The organism is Telluria sp. LT2P34, assembly GCF_059685915.1.
The window spans coordinates 103998-121214 of sequence record NZ_JCASIN010000008.1; the positions used below are offsets into that span (position 1 = coordinate 103998).

General features: G+C 52.1%; 10 protein-coding genes and 1 pseudogene. 10 read left to right on the plus strand and 1 reads right to left on the minus strand.

Annotation, left to right across the window (positions count from 1 at the left end; translation table 11 throughout):
• Nucleotides 1–5 precede the first annotated feature (5 nt).
• A complete protein-coding gene (locus AC56KZ_RS18510) occupies nucleotides 6–1130 on the plus strand; it encodes a DUF1565 domain-containing protein (protein ID WP_497163654.1) in 1125 nt (374 codons plus the stop codon).
• Between the two features lie 257 nt (nucleotides 1131–1387).
• Here the strand turns inward: AC56KZ_RS18510 and AC56KZ_RS18515 are convergent.
• A pseudogene (locus AC56KZ_RS18515) lies at nucleotides 1388–2482 on the minus strand (IS30 family transposase); the annotation flags it as partial.
• Between the two features lie 324 nt (nucleotides 2483–2806).
• Here AC56KZ_RS18515 and glpD point away from each other — a divergent pair.
• The 9 genes from glpD (at nucleotide 2807) to AC56KZ_RS18560 (ending at nucleotide 17102) form a co-directional block, all read left to right on the plus strand.
• Nucleotides 2807–4366: a glycerol-3-phosphate dehydrogenase gene (gene glpD, locus AC56KZ_RS18520; RefSeq protein ID WP_497163686.1), complete on the plus strand. Its 1560-nt coding sequence runs from the start codon at nucleotides 2807–2809 to the stop codon at nucleotides 4364–4366.
• 1122 nt (nucleotides 4367–5488) lie between these two features.
• Nucleotides 5489–6616: a polysaccharide biosynthesis/export family protein gene (locus tag AC56KZ_RS18525; protein ID WP_497163655.1), complete on the plus strand. Its 1128-nt coding sequence runs from the start codon at nucleotides 5489–5491 to the stop codon at nucleotides 6614–6616.
• Between the two features lie 28 nt (nucleotides 6617–6644).
• Complete coding sequence (locus AC56KZ_RS18530; RefSeq protein WP_497163656.1) at nucleotides 6645–8936, plus strand: polysaccharide biosynthesis tyrosine autokinase; 2292 nt, start codon at nucleotides 6645–6647, stop codon at nucleotides 8934–8936.
• A gap of 450 nt (nucleotides 8937–9386) precedes the next feature.
• The gene (locus tag AC56KZ_RS18535; RefSeq protein WP_497163657.1) at nucleotides 9387–11363 is read left to right on the plus strand and encodes a polysaccharide biosynthesis protein; all 1977 of its coding nucleotides are present in this window, start codon (nucleotides 9387–9389) and stop codon (nucleotides 11361–11363) included.
• 50 nt (nucleotides 11364–11413) lie between these two features.
• The gene (locus AC56KZ_RS18540) at nucleotides 11414–12742 is read left to right on the plus strand and encodes a nucleotide sugar dehydrogenase (protein WP_497163658.1); all 1329 of its coding nucleotides are present in this window, start codon (nucleotides 11414–11416) and stop codon (nucleotides 12740–12742) included.
• Between the two features lie 9 nt (nucleotides 12743–12751).
• Entirely contained in the window at nucleotides 12752–13813 is a 1062-nt protein-coding gene (locus AC56KZ_RS18545) for a Gfo/Idh/MocA family protein (protein WP_497163659.1), read from the plus strand.
• Nucleotides 13814–13815: 2 nt separating this feature from the next.
• Nucleotides 13816–14415 (plus strand): acyltransferase, encoded by a 600-nt coding sequence (locus tag AC56KZ_RS18550; RefSeq protein ID WP_497163660.1) that lies wholly within the window; start codon nucleotides 13816–13818, stop codon nucleotides 14413–14415.
• Between the two features lie 19 nt (nucleotides 14416–14434).
• Nucleotides 14435–15595: a DegT/DnrJ/EryC1/StrS family aminotransferase gene (locus AC56KZ_RS18555; RefSeq protein WP_497163661.1), complete on the plus strand. Its 1161-nt coding sequence runs from the start codon at nucleotides 14435–14437 to the stop codon at nucleotides 15593–15595.
• A gap of 271 nt (nucleotides 15596–15866) precedes the next feature.
• Nucleotides 15867–17102: a glycosyltransferase family 4 protein gene (locus tag AC56KZ_RS18560; protein WP_497163662.1), complete on the plus strand. Its 1236-nt coding sequence runs from the start codon at nucleotides 15867–15869 to the stop codon at nucleotides 17100–17102.
• Nucleotides 17103–17217 lie beyond the last annotated feature (115 nt).

Consider the following 17217-nt stretch of genomic DNA (forward strand, 5'->3'; position numbering starts at 1 on the left):
TCCCGTTGAAAACTTTTGTTCTATCCAAGACATCAATCGCGCTCTTCGTCGCTGGATCTGTTTCACTGTTCAGCGCAAGCGCGAACGCAGCGACGTTGTATGTTTCAACACTGGGCAAGGACACGAATTTGGGCACGTCAGGCAGCTCGCCGCTTCGTACCATCCAGCGCGCCGCTAACCTAGCTAAGCCGGGGACGACGGTGCACGTCGCAGCTGGTTTGTACGTCGAGACCGTTACTTCCACCGTTAGCGGTACGGCAAGTGCGCGTATCCGCTTTGTTTCAACAACCAAACATGGCGCCGTGCTTAAACCCGTTGCTGGCGCCTACACAATGTGGAGTGTTAGAGGCGGATATACGGATGTCGAAGGTTTCCAAGTCGACGGCGCGGGTAGTACAAGCGTACGTATCGGTATCGCAATGACCGGTGGCAATTCATCTGTCAGAGGGAGTTGGATTCATCATGTTGCCACCGCATCTGGTTGTGATAACCGGGGCGGAGGCGGTATTGTCACCGACCAGAGCCGCGGTAAGACGTACTCCAACTATAGCATCGTGGGTAACAAAGTCCACAATGTTGGCGGCGGTTGTGGATACATTCAGGGGATCTACCACAATTCGTCGGGAACTATTACGAACAACATTGTCTATGCAACCAGCCAGGGCATCAACTTAGGGCATGACGACAACAACACCCTAATCATGAACAATACACTGTTCGGAAACTCTGGATATGGTGTCAGGTATGGGGGCTGCAAGGAAGCCTATAACAATGGCTGCCCTACTCGCGGAATTAAAGTACACAACAACATCATCTACGCAAACGGTGGCGGCATTCAGGGTCCCATCACATCTGAGGACGTGGGCAACAGCGTGGCCAACAATCTGGTGTTTGCCAATCGCACTAACTTTGACATGGCCAGTCCAAGCAGCGCTACAAAGACTGGAATAATCGCGGCTGATCCAAAGTTTGTGCGCTATATCGCTGGTGGAGGTGGCGACTATCGTTTGCAAGCCACATCTCCAGCCATTGCCCGTGGCCTGACCACCAATGCCCCATCGGTGGATATCGACGGCAAGGCACGCGGCGTCAGGATTGACATGGGCGCATACGAAACAGACCTAAATTAAAACTCATGGCGCCGGTCGAAAAACCGGCGCCGACATTGATTTTAATCTTCTTGTAGCAATGCGTGCAGTATACCGGCAGCTTACGTTAAGTTTCGTGTCCCGCCTTAAAGAATTGGTAAAGATGTAACCGTTCTAACTTCTTCGGTAGGTTCGCGCCATCAACGCGGACCGCACGATCATTTAACGTCTCCTGAGGTTGGGCAGACAGTTAGCGCATTAGCGACATCCTCATAGTTTGGGAGCAGTAACCTTCTCTGAGAAAAATGAAGTCGCTGTGCGGGTGTTTGGTAGTTGAGAGTTTCCGTGGACGCTCGTTCAGGGCCTGGCTACGTTGCCAATATTACCCTGCGAGTACGTCGAGAGGTTCGCCCCTTTTGAAAAATACTACCTCAAGAACCCGTTGGCGTTTTCGTTAGAGCCACGTTGCCAAGGCTGATGAGGATCGCAAAAATATAGCTGGATATGGGTGTCCAAAGTAAAGCGCTTGTGGTCAGCCAGTTCCTTTCCGCAGTCTCATTTCAGTGATTTATAGAGTTCCTGTGGAAGCTTTCGTGCATTCAAGATCAATGCATCAGCGACGGATGTGGTGTCTTTGCCTGCGGAATTCACGAGCATGACGTAACGACTCTGGCGCTCGACCAAGGTAGCAATCTGGCTGTTATGGCTGCCAAAGAGCAGGTCGCCTTCCCAGTGCCCGGGCACTGCTCGATCCTCTGCAGTGGCAGGCCGTTCGCTGATCGATACCGTTCCATTGATCCTGCCGTGGTCGTCGGTCTTTTGTGTGTGATGGCGAGATAGGCGCATGTTTCGGCTGCGCCGCAAGTGCTCGTGCAATTCCTTTTTCAAAGCGCCTCGAGCCTGAATATAAAAGCTATGGTAAACCGTTTCGTGCGATACATGGAAGTCCACGTCACCCGTGTATGCCTGCTTTAGCCAACCAGCGATTTGCTCCGGCAATTATTGGAACTGCAGTTTGCCGGCGACGATGTCGGCCAGCGTTGGATTCATCACGAGCTTACACGGCTTGGGACGTCGCGCCCGATCCCAGGCGCGCTGCTCGGCCTGGGTTGCCCGGTAGCTTCCAGACCGCCATTTCGCCTGACCTCTCAACTGACTGTGGATGGTGCCCGTCCGAGAGTGGCGGCAAGGGGGCGAATCGATTGGCCAGCTACTACTGATCGCGATATTTCCTCGCGCTCAGCGAGCATTAGCGCCAGTCGAGAGCATCATCTTTGGGCTGGACGGATGCCACCCGTTTCCGCCAGAATCAGAATAACAGACGAGTGATTACGGTCGACCAGCTGGGCAATTTTTTGCGACGAATCGCCTTGGCGCCATGTAGAAAATTCCAGGTCGCTGTTTCATGCGAACACTCCTCAATAACCCTTAAAGTGTTGCATTCCCAATTTTAATCCACGGCGGATAGTGGACATTCTATTAACCTTTAGTGCCGTGCGCTTGCTTGCTTGCTTTAACTAATCTATTCCTGCAGTTGGCTTCGTAGTAAGGCAGTTGCGCTGCAGTTTTACACGTCAGCTGCAAGACATCGGTACTGAAGACGCGAGCGATCGGCTAACGTAACTGCCGGAGGGGAGTTTGATCTATGCCAATGCGGCCGATGCACGCCGAAGTACACTAGATTGATCGCTTTTCAGGAGACTGCTTTGGACCAACTGATGAAACGGCTCGATTGCGACGTGCTCATCGTTGGCGGCGGCATCAATGGAGTAGCAATCGCACGTGACGCAGCTGGACGCGGTCTGCGCGTAGTGTTATGCGAGAAGGACGACCTCGCAGGGCACACATCTTCCGCGTCGAGCAAACTCATCCACGGTGGCCTGCGCTACCTTGAACATTACCAGTTCGCCTCTGTACGCAATGCTCTGCTAGAACGTGAAACATTATTGCGCAGTGCGCCACACATCATCCGCCCACTGCACTTCGTGATGCCCTATCAAGTGGGTAAGACATCAGGAATGCGGCCTGCGTGGCTCATCCGCGCTGGGCTTTTCCTCTATGACCGCTTGGCTCAGCGGGAGTTTCTGCCCGGCTCGCATGCCATCGAACTCCGCTCCCATCCGGCCGGCGCTCCCCTACAGCCACGGTTCACGCACGGGTTCATGTATTCCGACGCCTGGGTCGACGATGCGCGACTCGTCGTTCTCAATGCGGTCGATGCACACGAGCGCGGAGCCACTATCCTCACTCAAACCAGTTGCGCGCCGCCACATCGCCACCCAGGCTACTGGAGTGCGACGCTGGATGGAAAGCGGCACTGCCTCCAAGTTACCGCACGCTGTTTAGTTAACGCTACTGGACCATGGGCAGCGCGCTTCCTGCACAGGGTAATGAATGTTTCAAATGCGCCCCGGGTCGCATGCACACTACGCCTTATCAAAGGTAGCCATATCGTTGTACCGCGCCTGTTCGAGCATCCGCATGCCTACGTCTTCCAGCATTTAGACGGGCGCATAGTGTTCGCGTTGCCCTACGAAAGCGCCTTTACGCTGATTGGCACTACCGATGTCGATTACCCGGGCGACCTAGACAGGATAGTCATCAGCGCTCAGGAAATCAGCTATCTATGCGAGATCGCAAATCAATACTTCTCGCGCCAAATTACGCCGGACGACGTCATTTGGAGCTATTCGGGAGTTCGTCCTCTGGTCGATGACGGCGCTTCTAGCGCAGCCAGCGCCACGCGAGACTACCGAGTTGAAATCGACCGGTCAGGCGCACCGTTGCTCTCCGTATTCGGGGGCAAGATCACGGCAAGCCGCAAGCTCGCCGAGAACGCCGTTGACCAAATTAGTGCCGCTCTTGCTCACCCTACCCCTGCCTGGACGGCAAACGCTTGCCTGCCTGGAGGTGACCTGTTCGGCTCCAAGCCCGATAAACGAAGCGTACTCGAATATGCTGAGTGGAAAGAACGTCAGACGCGACGTTACCCATGGATGCCCACACAGCTAATGGAGCGTTACGGTCGCGCTTACGGGACCCGCATCAGAACTTTGCTCGACCAACGAAACAGCTTGGCAGAGATGGGGGACGAGGTCGTGCCCGGCTTATACGCCGCCGAAATCGACTACCTGATGCGCCACGAATGGGCGAAGAGCAGCGCAGACATACTCTGGAGGCGCACAAAGCTTGGCTTACACGTGCCACCTCACAGCGCTGCAGTCCTCGAAAACTGGATACGCGCTACTACTAGCAGAACAGTTGAGAGTGCTGTGTAACACTACATGGATGGTGGTTCTTCGATGCAACTCACATCCATGCAAAGGATGTTTGCTTTGATTCAACGCCCGGTAAACTTTTATGCTGAACAGGACGCGCGCCACATCTTCATTGATTACGAACTTGATAACAACTGCTTGAAGTCGATGGCATTGATTGGCATACAGTAACTACCGGACAAAACTAGCGAGGTTTGACATGTACGATCTATCAAAATTTTCAGACAGGCGGCTTCGGGATCTAGAAACAAAAGTGATCAATGAGCTAAAAAACCGCAATTCCCTCGATAGCAGTAAAGCGCGCGAAAAAACGCTTCACATCGCACGCAGTACCGGGCAAAAATCCTCACAGCAAAGCGTCATTAAAGTTGAATAACGTTACCCGGACGAGATTGCCCAGCAATAAAGCGATTGAGATCTCCGGCTAGCCACGCTTAAAGCCTGCGCTGCATCTACAGAATGGACACCGTTGTCTGATCGCTGACTACTCGCGGCTATCCGTTCGACTAGCGCCGACTAAAGGACAGCCGCCGGTGCTATAAAATCTCGCAATCTGTAAGCAATTTTCGAGAAACATACATTAGTTGGTGCCCGATCCGTCCTTCACAGTGCTGATCGTCCTCAACCTTTGTTTTGCTCGTACCATAAATAAGCATACTACGTACTTTTCTGACTCTTCGACATATAGCAATGCAGTCGTCGTTGGAACAAAAACACCCTAACACTATGCTGGCTCTACGGTTCTGTTAATGCACCCTACCGGAGTGAGATCAGCAGAACGTGCTTATCCAACGTTTTACCTATACTCCAAAAAGACTTAGTCCTTACAAATCACTGCATGAAGGACAGTTGGCAGACCATTGCCAAGTCATTCATTAATAAACAACCAAGTTGAAAACTTCTATGAGGAAACGCTTGGGGAGCATGGGCAACACGTCTTTACCAGCAACAACCTTCGCCCGAATGCGACGTTTGTTCAAGCTTGTTTTTGTCACGCATGAGATGGGCGCCGTGTTCAGACAATGATGTGACTGAATTTGATATAGGCCAAAGTCTAGGCCGGTTACTGGGTCTACTCTGGATTTCAGATATGCAAACTTTAACTCAACTCGGCAGGCACATATGAAAATTGCGCTTAAGCATTCTTGTCAAGGCATCAATGGTAGCCTGCGCCGGCTTGGGCTGGTCCTGGCTATCGAAATGTCCCTTTCGGGTTGTGCGCCGTCTGTTCAGTTTCTAAAAAACAGCGACGTTGGAGCCAGCGGCTCTCCTTCCGCTGAAATGATCACCGACACGCTAATCGCAGCCGAACGTCGGCAGCACCGGCAAGTGGACGATCAAAACCTAAAACAGCTACTTGTGCAAAATCAGCCGCCCTACGTGATCGGCAGTGGTGACGTGCTCTCGATCGTGGTATGGGACCACCCCGAGCTGGCCAGCGGGACCACTATTGCAGGGGCTGCCGATACGGGCAATGCGGCAATTTCGCAACAAGGTTTTGTAGTAGACCATCAAGGCCGAATCCAGTTTCCCTTGATTGGTCTGTTGGCTGTAGACGGAAAGACTGAGGAACAGGCGCGCGCTCTGCTAACAACAAAACTTGCAAAGTATTTAACAAATCCAAACATTACGCTGCGTGTGCAGGCTTATCGGAGTAAACGGGTCTATATCGATGGAGAGGTCAAGCAGCCTGGTCTGCAGGCGATCAATGACATTCCGATGACTCTTGTTGAAGCGCTCAACCGGGCCGGCGGTTTACTGCCCACGGCCGACCAGAGCCGTATCGCACTCGAGCGGGGCGAGGAGCGCTATCGCATTAACCTGCGCGAGCTTATACAGAGAGGCGTCAACCCCGGACTGGTAATGCTCGCTCCAGGAGACGTCGTTCGCGTCCATTCTCGGGATGAAAGCAAGGTCTTTATCTCAGGCGAGGTGATCACACCTAAGGCGCTGATGATGCACGACGGCCGCCTCACGCTAAATGAAGCACTCGGTGAAACCGGCGGTATCAACCCGTTAAGCGGGGATGCTCGCCAAGTCTTTGTCGTTCGTAAAACACCAACGCGTACCCGTGTGTTCCAACTTGACGCTCGTATCGCTGGCTCATTGGCAATGGCTGAGGATTTTGAGCTACAGCCCAAAGACATTGTGTATGTGGCCGCGACGCCGCTTGCAAACTGGAACCGCATAATCAGCCTTTTAATCCCAGGCGCCCTTTCATCTGCAGTTACTGCGACCAACCGACAATGATTCTACGGCCTCGAACATGGAGAAATATATGAGTACCGTAACCGAGCACCATGCCCTGATCCAGGTCGCCCCCCGTCCCCCTATCCTCGGCGTTCCTTTCGATCCACACACTGACCATGAACAGGACGAATCTGCCCTAGACCTTAAGGCGTATCTGTACACAGTGTACGACAGCCGATGGTTAATTAGCGGAATCACCGTCCTTATTACACTTATAGCAGTTTTATATGTGCTGCTAGCGAAATCAGTGTACGAGGCTGATTTAACAATTCATGTTGAGGAAGAGAGTTCAAACGCGTCCAAAAATATACTAAGCGAAGCGTCCTCACTGTTCGAGACAAAAAAGAACGCAATCGCTGAAATCGAGTTGTTGCGATCACGTACAGTGGTGTCGCGTTCGCTCGACAAACTGCAACTGTATATTGACGTACAACCAAAATACTTTCCAGCAATAGGATCGTGGATTGCCAGGCGAAACGAGAAAGGCGTATTCCGACCCGGTCTATTCGGCTACGGGGGGTACGTTTGGGGTAGGGAGAAAGCAGATGTATCATTGTTCGAGGTGCCTGATTCATTGCTAGGACGCGAATTCTCACTTACCTCGCTAGGCGGCCAGCGCTTCCGCTTGGCCAGCAGTGATAGCACCATCTTACTGGACGGTAAAGTCGGTCTACGCTACCGCGTACCGACACATGAAGGCTTGATTGAATTACAGGTCGACGGCATAGCCGATAAGCCAAGCGCGCAGTTCGTTCTACGCCGTCTGTCGCGCATGTCGATGACTCAGACAATACAAAATTCCCTCATAATGACTGAGCAGGGGAAACAGTCTGGCATCATCGAAGTAAAACTGCAGGGGGAAAATGCGAACCGTGTGTATAGCGTTCTGAGCGAAATTGGACGCGAATACATGCGGCAAAATCTTGCCCGTAAAACCGAAGAAGCGGAAAAGTCGCTTGCATTCCTCGACCAGCAACTTCCCGTCTTGAAGCGTCAGCTAGAGCAGGCCGAGGATCGGTATAACGAGTTCCGTAACGTTAATAGCACGGTAGACCTCCAAGAGGAAGCTCGTTTGAGCCTGACACAGGAAGCAGCGGCGCGCACACGACGTGCTGAGCTCATCAATAAAAAAGCGGAGTTATTAGTGCGCTTCACCGAGAATCATCCCCTCATGGAGGCCGTCAACCACGAGCGCAGGGAAATCGACGCGGAGATCGTGGCCATTAACGCGCGCATTAAGACGATACCTAAGTTAGAGCAAGAACAAGCCAAACTTACGCGGGACATTAAGGTGAAGTCTGACCTCTACGCTGCCCTGTCGAACACCGCCCAACAGCTGCGCTTAAGTTCCTTGGGACAAGTCAGTAACGTACGAATGGTGGACATGCCAATATTTCCAGAAAGGCCGATCAAGCCGAGACGTTCGCTTATAGTAGCACTGGCCGCTATCACCGGTCTGTTCTTGGGAACGCTAGTTGCGTATATTCGCAAGGCAATAAAAGGAGGGATTGATAACCCAAAGAAAATTGAACGAATGCTACGAGCGCGCGCAGTCTATGCAACGATCCCACACAGCACCATCCAGGAGAAGTTAATGCGTAAGGCAAAGGGAGCGGGCCGGTTCCCGCTGCTGGCTGAAGTGATGCCTGAGGACTCAGCGGTGGAAAGTCTAAAAAGTTTCCGCGCCGCAGTACAGTTTTCGATGCCACATTTTCGGAACAACATTGTAATGCTAGCTGGACCCACCAAGGGCGTCGGCAAATCGTTTATTACAGCCAATTTTGCTGCCGTGATGGCCGCAAGCGGAAAACGCGTGCTCGTAATCGATGCCGACTTACGCAACGGCCAACTGAACAATTACTTTGGAGTAAATCGCGAGCCAGGGCTGTCTAGCATAATTCTGGGCAAGGCGTCCGTCAGTGAAACTATTCACAGTGAAGTAGCGCGCAACCTTGATTTCATTTCTACCGGAGAACTCCTGCCGAACTGTTCTGAACTCCTTCTAAACGTTAATTTCAGCCAATTTTTGAAACAGATTAGCGTGCATTACGACCTCGTGCTGCTCGATTCGCCCCCACTATTGACAGCTTCCGAGGCGCTGATTATTGGGACACAGGCGGGCGCAGTATTCCTGGTTGCAAATTCCAGCCTCACTAATAAAGCTCAAATTAGTGAGTCGATCAATCGTTTGAACCACGCTGGGATTACGCTTCAAGGCATATTGTTAAACGACATGTCCCCACGACTGAGCGACTACGGCTCTGACGGCCGCCCGGCATCGCCTTGCTCGCAAGGTCCGCTCTCCTACACACACGTATAGTCAATTATTTGAAAATTTCACCTCGTCCCGTGCTGGACTGCGGTTTGAACCCAATTAAAAGCCATTATCTTTCTGGTTGCGGTAGAACGAGGTGAAGTCATGGGCAATAAGACGACTGCCCAGAAATATACTTCACCACTTCCAGTAATGTTCGTGTCCTACATCGCCGCCGACCGCGAAGCCGGTTCCACTGACAATGCGCTATCGCATGCGGCAATTGACGAAGGAATCATCTTATCTGTAGCTTAGCTGAAATAGCGTCGGACATGATGATTGATCTTGAACAAAGTGAAGCATCTTATTTGCCGTAGCATAAAGTGTGCGCTGTACTTTCTACGCTAGTTAATCCCGACAAGGCCTATGTCATTTAAACTAGCGTGTCTACTTAAGCGTGGGATGACGTGAAACTTCGTCGAGGATAATCCGAAAATTTTGCAGGATTCTGAGATCATGTTTAATATCGACACTAACCGCGCTCAGCAACTATGCCAAAAAATGATTTCGCTACATCGCGGAGAAAAAATTGCGTTAATGGCCACGGCAGACCTCATTGCATTGCCTTTTTGTTTTTTAGTAGCAATGCTGCTGCGCGGTGGTGACTTGAGACTCGCTTCGCAGTTTAGTCCCGTTTCTTACGTATTAATTTCGCTGCTTACGGTCGCAATTTTCTCTTTTTCTGATCTTTATCGAGCAGTCATTCGTTTCATAGACCAACGTCTGCTCAGTGTCATTGGAGTGTCACTGGCAGCAGCTATTTTTGGTGCGTATGTTGTCATGTTGATCCTCAACGAGGAACGGTTTCCGCATAGCGTATTGGTCATCTACTGGTTTATAGGATTTTCTTATGTCGTAGCCTCGCGGGTCGGCATGCGTAACTTTCTCCGTAATCACCTGGATCAGACGGCCCCCTTGTCGGAGGTAGTCGCCATCTACGGTGCCGGCGAGGCTGGTGCGCAGCTAGCGCAAACAATGCACAGTAGTGGCGAATACCGTCCAGTCTGCTTCTTTGATGATAAGAGCATACTCAATGAACGCAACATATGCGGACTTCGCGTTTTCAACACTCAACGGTTGGTTGAGATCGTCAATACGATGTGCATCCGCTCAATAATTATCGCGATTCCTTCAGTTTCCAAACAGCGCCTACGCGAAATCATGCAGCGTCTTGCACAGGCTGGAATCAGCACGCGTATTCTGACCCGGTTAGTTGATTTGGCTGACAATCAATCTGGCGGGCATGAATCGATCCGCGAATTAAAGTTTGAGGACATACTAGGCCGTGCGCCTGTACCACCCCGTGCGGACTTGTTTGCACGCTGTGTCCGTGACAAGTCAGTTCTGGTGACCGGCGCCGGAGGCTCGATCGGGAGCGAGTTGGCTCGCCAAGTTGCAACGCTCGCTCCGACGCAACTCCACTTACTCGACCATTCCGAGTTCGCCCTCTATGGCATTCGGGAGGAGCTGACGACCCAATTCCCTAATATACCTATCTACGCTCACCTGGGCTCCGTCTGCAATGCCGAGCTAGTCGAACGCATCCTGCAAGACGGGCGAGTTAACACGATATATCATGCAGCAGCCTATAAGCACGTGTCGCTTGTTGAATTTAACATTGCTGAGGGAATTCGTAACAACGTGCTCGGAGCCCGAGTAGTCGCGGCTCAGGCAGCCAAGCACCAAGTCGAAACATGTGTGCTGATCTCAAGCGACAAGGCAGTGCGGCCAACGAGCGTTATGGGCGCAAGTAAGCGCATCGCTGAGCTGATCTTTCAGGCCGCCGCAGTGCGCTGCGACGCACGTACCACGTTTTCTATGGTTCGCTTTGGAAATGTGCTTGGCTCATCAGGGTCGGTTATTCCCTTGTTCCAACGTCAGATTGCGAATGGGGGGCCGCTTACCGTCACCCACCCGGAGGTGTCGCGCTATTTCATGCTAATTCCAGAGGCAGCGCAGTTGGTAATCCAAGCCGGCGCAATGGCTAAGGGCGGCGACGTATTCGTGCTGGATATGGGTGAGCCCGTCAAGATACTTGACTTAGCACGCAGTCTGATTGCCTTATCTGGGCTAACGGAGAAGACATCGCAAAATCCAACTGGGGACATCGAAATTCGGTGTATCGGCCTTTCCCCTGGCGAAAAGCTACACGAGGAGCTCCTGACCGAAGGCAATGTATACCCTAGCGAGCACCCACGCATTATGCGTATGAAGGAAAACGCCCTGCGTCCCAGCGTTCTTGAGACGTTCATCACCTGCCTAATGATGGCCTGCGAAACCCAAGACAGGGCAATGATCGGAGCAATGGCTAAGGCCATCGTACCTGAATATACCCCGGAGCATCCTTCAAACATACCTGTGGTGGCGCTACTTCCCAGGCCGGTCGATTCGCGCATTGGCCGGATCAAAAACCTCGTTCCATTTCGGTTCTAAGCCCTTGGTTAACTTAACTTAATGCCGCCTAACGATTCGCGAGGATACTCATGCGTGACCAAAACGAAATAGGTTATCTTGAAGAGCTTACTTCCAAGCTGCGCGACCGCACAGCAGTCGTTGGTATTATCGGCCTTGGCTACGTGGGCTTACCGCTAACGGTGCGCTTTGCGGAAGCTGGTTTTCGTGTCCTCGGAATCGATATTGACGGCCAAAAGGTTAGTTGCTTGAACCGTGGAGAAAGCTACATTCGACACATCACCTCGGCGGACATCGCTGCGGCCCGCGTCGGGGGTTTCGAGGCGACAACTGACTTTGCTCGCGCTGGCGAACCAGACGCGCTCATTATTTGTGTACCTACGCCCCTGAATGCCTACCGTGAACCTGACCTGTCCTTTGTACTCAATACTGCTGACGCAATACTGAGCTTTATGCGTCCTGGTCAAATACTGGCACTTGAAAGCACGACTTACCCGGGAACCACTGACGAGGAATTGAAGCCGCGTTTAGAATCGCGCGGATTCATAGTCGGGCAAGACGTGTTTTTGGTGTTTTCGCCAGAGCGTGAAGATCCTGGTAACCCCGATTTCCACACGCGCACCATTCCGAAAATATGTGGCGGTGTAACCGCGGCGTGTCTTGAAGCCGGTGTAGTTCTGTACAGCCAAGCCATCGATCACGTAGTGCCCGTTAGCTCGACGCGTGCGGCCGAACTCACTAAGCTATTGGAGAACATCCATCGTGCCGTCAACATTGGCTTGGTCAATGAAATGAAGATAATAGCAGACCGGATGGACATCGATATCTATGAAGTCATCCGGGCAGCTGCAACGAAGCCCTTCGGCTTCACGGCCTTCTACCCGGGTCCCGGCCTTGGCGGACATTGCATCCCAATCGATCCATTCTATCTTACTTGGAAAGCGCGCGAGTTTGGTCTGCACACGCGTTTTATTGAACTAGCCGGCGAAATTAACAGCGACATGCCTCACTGGGTGGTCGGTAAAGTAACCGATGCGCTTAACCAACGCGGCCAATCTGTCATGAGTAGCCGCGTTCTAGTACTAGGTATAGCTTATAAGAAGAACGTTGAGGACATGCGCGAATCGCCTTCAGTTAAATTAATGGAAATCCTGCGCGACAAAGGAGCGTTGGTCGCATACTCTGACCCCTACGTGCCTGAATTTCCCAAAATGCGCGAGCACCATTTCGAACTCAAGAGTACCCACTTAGACGCGCACAGCATCGCATCTTTTGATTTGGTGCTAGTTGCAACAGCCCACACCTCTTTTGACTACGATCTAATTCGGGAGTGCGCATCACTAATCGTAGATACCCGCGGGGTCTATTCGACACCGCTGCCGAACGTTGTCAGGGCCTGAGGAGATATCATGCGCAACTTTCCTGCACCAATCATTGATCGAAAGATCCGGTTCGCATTGGTCGGCTGTGGCCGCATCGCTAAAAGCCATTTCGATGCAATAAGCCAGCACCACGACCGCGCGACACTGGTGGGGATCTGTGATATCGATCCGCGGGCTTTAGACCGCGCTGCAAGCGTCACTGGTGCTATCCCTTACTCCAGCCTTGAACGAATGTTATGTGATTGCGATGCCGACGCCTTCATAATTACTACACCATCAGGTCTACATCCGGAACAAGCGATCCGCATTGCTGCAGCCGGACGCCACGTAATTACTGAAAAACCTATGGCGACTCGGTGGGAGGACGGAAAGCGCATGGTCGCGGCTGCAGATGCTGCGGGCGTGCGGTTGTTCGTGGTAAAGCAGAACCGTCGAAATGCTACTTTGCAGCTGCTTAAGCGTGCCGTCGAGAAGAAGCGATTCGGGCGCATTTACATGGTGAACCTCAACGTTTTTTGGAGCCGTTCGCCTGAGTATTATCAAAGTGCAAAATGGCGCGGTACATGGGAATTCGATGGCGGCGCTTTCATGAACCAGGCTAGTCATTATGTTGACTTGATTGACTGGATTGTGGGACCCGTTGAAAGTTTGCAGGCGTATACCGCGACGTTAGCACGAGACATCGAAGTTGAGGATACCGGCGTAATCAGTCTGCGCTGGCGCAACGGGGCCCTCGGCTCGATGAACGTAACGATGCTGACCTATCCGCGCAATATGGAAGGTTCAATTACTATTCTCGGGGAATTCGGGACGGTACGTATCGGCGGCGTTGCCGTGAACGAGATCCAGCATTGGGATTTCGCGACGTCCGATCCCGATGACGAAAAGGTGAGCCAAGTGAGCTACCAAACGACTTCGATCTACGGTTATGGCCATCCGTTGTATTATGACAACGTGATTCGGGTGTTGCGCGGGGAGGCTGAACCAGAAACTGACGGCCGTGAGGGCTTGAAGTCACTCGAGGTTCTAGTCGCTGCATACCTTTCCGCGCGCGACAGCAAGCGCGTTGCTCTACCCTTAGAGTGCTGAACATGCAACCCTTGATCCATCCCAGCGCTATCATCGACGAAGGTGCCGTTCTTGGCGACAACACTGCGGTCTGGCACTTCGCACATGTATGCTCAGGTGCGCGTATCGGTAACGGATGTTCGCTTGGTCAGAATGTCTTCGTGGGCAACGATGTGTCAATAGGCGACCATGTCAGAATTCAGAATAACGTTTCTGTCTATGATGCTGTAACCCTAGAGGACGAGGTATTTTGCGGACCCAGCATGGTTTTTACAAATGTTCACAATCCGCGTGCCGGGATTAAGCGTAAGGACCAGTACCGACGTACCTTAGTGCGACGTGGAGCCACAATTGGCGCCAATGCAACCATCGTCTGCGGCCTCAATATCGGCGAGTACGCCTTCATCGGTGCAGGTGCAGTGGTGACGCGCGACGTGCCTTCATTTGCCCTAATGGCAGGGGTGCCAGCGCGACAAATCGGGTGGATGAGCCGCTATGGGGAGCGTATACCGTTGCCAGTAGCAGGTAACGGTAGGGCCATCTGTCCACACACGGGAGACCTGTACTTATTGCAAGACGGTGTTTGCTCGCTCATACGGCCCCTAGAAATTGACGCAAGCTAATCAACCACAGGGAATTAGCATGGAATTTATTGACCTAAAAGCGCAATATGCGGCGTCACGAGAGTTAATCAATCGTCGTATTCAGACGGTTCTTGACCACGGCCAGTATATCATGGGCCCAGAAGTAGCTGAACTTGAAACGTGCCTCGCTAAATACACCGGAGCACAACATTGCATCACAGTATCATCGGGAACTGAAGCATTGATCATTTCGCTCATGGCCCTCGGCATTAAACCAGGTGACGAAGTAATTACTACTCCGTTCTCGTTCATTGCCACAGCTGAAGCAATAGTGTTAGTTGGTGCTACTCCGGTATTCGCAGACATTGACCGTGCATCTTGTAATTTGGCGCCGAGTCAAATCGAGGCTCAGGTGACGTCGCGCACCCGTGCGATCATGCCTGTGTCACTGTTTGGCCAGACAGCAGACATGGACGAACTTAATACCATCGCTAAACGCCACGGTTTGGCCGTCATTGAAGATGCAGCCCAAAGCTTTGGCGCTTCATACCTCGGGAACAAAAGCTGTAACCTATCGACAGTTGGCTGTACTAGTTTCTTCCCCAGCAAACCACTCGGCTGCTACGGCGATGGTGGCGCGATCTTCACTAATGACGATGAACTTGCTGCGTCCATGCGCGAAATCCGCGTTCATGGCCAGTCACACCGCTACGTGCACACCCGTATTGGTGTCGGCGGTCGAATGGATACGCTTCAATGTGCAATCGTGTTAGCAAAGCTGGAGCGTTTTGCCTGGGAAGTCGAACAGCGATCTAGGGTGGCCGAGCTTTATGATGCTCTGCTGTCAGGGCACGTCGAGCTTGTTTCCCGCATGGCCTCTCGCACTAGTGTGTACGCGCAATACACCGTTGTGGTTGAAGAACGCGAGCGCATCCAGGCGGCGCTGCATGCCGCCGGCATCCCTACCGCTGTCCACTACCCCGTCCCGATTCACATGCAGCCAGCATATGCCCATTTTGCTGCTAGAGACTGTTGTCCAATCGCGCTCGAGATGGCTGACAAAGTTATGAGCCTTCCCATGGGTCCGTATATGTCGGCTGAGTCTGTTCGGACGGTGGCGGCCCACTTACTGTCTGAGACTAAAGTTGCACCGCATAGAGAACGCAGCACTGAGAAACCAACCAAGGAAGTGGGTATCGCTATTATAGACGACGTTTAACTCACCATTTGGCAACGGGTCAGCTTCTTAATCCTCAGCCGTATGTAAATTAATCTGGTCGGCTGCTTCAAGTACGATATCCAGCAGAAATTTAACGCGCGCATTGGCAAATTTGGCGGTCGGACAACACATTCAAGAATCGAATATAGCCTGCATGACCCAGAGAATCCTCTACCCAGATTATCGCAGGATGGGAACGCTTATCACATAATCTACCTCTGTATGCAAAGGTAGGTCCGAACGCCCATCCATAATACGTGGAGTAAATGTCATGAATATTCTCCTGATTAACCACTATGCAGGCTCGCCCCGACACGGCATGGCATACCGTCCATATTACTTAGCGCGCGAATGGGTGCGATCTGGCCATCACGTGCATATTCTTGCATCCAACAATTCGCACATCCGAGCTCGCCAACCTAAGTTGGACGGAATGGATCACCTTGACGAGGTTATCGACGGTATCGAATATAGATGGTACCGGACACCAGTCTACCGAGGAAATGGAATCGGGCGCGTCCGGAACATCGCCACGTTTGTTATGGCGTTATATCGAGACGGAAACCGCATAGCAAAGGTGTATAAGCCGGACCTTGTAATTGCATCAAGCACTTACCCGATGGATATCTGGCCTGCACATCGCATCGCTAGGCTGGCGAAGGCGAAACTGTTGTTCGAAGTGCATGACCTATGGCCACTGTCACCGATCGAACTGGGTGGAATGTCGAGAAAGCATCCATTCATTATGTTGGTCCAGCGAGCTGAGGACTATGCGTACTGCCATGCAGACCACGTAGTATCTATGCTTCCTAAAGTACGCGATTACATGATGTCGCGAGGCTTAATTCCGGAAAAACTGCACATTGTGCCAAACGGCATCGATCCAGCAGAGTGGCAGACTCAAACACCTGATTTATGCTATGAAGTACGCGACGCGCTCCAGGCGCTCCAGGCTCAGGGAAACTCAATTGTAGGCTATGCCGGAACCCATGGAGTGTCAAACGCACTAGACAATATCTTGAGCGCAGCCAAGCTAATGCAAAATGAAAAGGTAGCCTTTGTACTGGTCGGTGGCGGTCCGGATAAGGTGAGCCTTCAGGAGCGCGCACGGGCAGAAAACCTAACCAATGTTCACTTTTTTGATCCGATCGAGAAAAGTCAAATACCGTCTTTGCTCACATACTTTGACATTGCGTATATTGGCTGGCACCGCCATCCATTGTATCGCTTCGGAATTTCACCAAACAAACTGATCGATTACATGATGGCCGGCCGCCCGGTGTTGCACGCCGTAGCAGCTGGCAACGACCCTGTGCGTGAGGCTGGCTGTGGAATGACAGTCGAGCCCGATAGTCCAACGGCAATTGCTCACGGAGTTCGAGCTCTACTCGCAATCCCTTCTGACGAAAGGCATGCGATGGGGTTGAAAGGCAAAGCATTTGTGCTTGAAAACCTAACCTATCCGGTGCTGGGTCAACGCTTTCTCTCACTGTGCATGTCAGACTAACCCGCGTTTCGTCAGCCGGGTGCCATATCTGGGCGTTCAATATTCCAGAATAGTCTTCTTTTTTTTCATGTGTCAACATTGAGCTAAACGTATTCAGACGTTCAAGGGCTGACAA

Coding starts and splice junctions, on each gene's coding strand:
- glpD (WP_497163686.1), top strand. CDS start 2,807: ATGAAACGGCTCGATTGCGACGTGCTCATCGTTGGCGGCGGCATCAAT.
- AC56KZ_RS18525 (WP_497163655.1), top strand. CDS start 5,489: ATGAAAATTGCGCTTAAGCATTCTTGTCAAGGCATCAATGGTAGCCTG.
- AC56KZ_RS18530 (WP_497163656.1), top strand. CDS start 6,645: ATGAGTACCGTAACCGAGCACCATGCCCTGATCCAGGTCGCCCCCCGT.
- AC56KZ_RS18535 (WP_497163657.1), top strand. CDS start 9,387: ATGTTTAATATCGACACTAACCGCGCTCAGCAACTATGCCAAAAAATG.
- AC56KZ_RS18540 (WP_497163658.1), top strand. CDS start 11,414: ATGCGTGACCAAAACGAAATAGGTTATCTTGAAGAGCTTACTTCCAAG.
- AC56KZ_RS18545 (WP_497163659.1), top strand. CDS start 12,752: ATGCGCAACTTTCCTGCACCAATCATTGATCGAAAGATCCGGTTCGCA.
- AC56KZ_RS18550 (WP_497163660.1), top strand. CDS start 13,816: ATGCAACCCTTGATCCATCCCAGCGCTATCATCGACGAAGGTGCCGTT.
- AC56KZ_RS18555 (WP_497163661.1), top strand. CDS start 14,435: ATGGAATTTATTGACCTAAAAGCGCAATATGCGGCGTCACGAGAGTTA.
- AC56KZ_RS18560 (WP_497163662.1), top strand. CDS start 15,867: ATGAATATTCTCCTGATTAACCACTATGCAGGCTCGCCCCGACACGGC.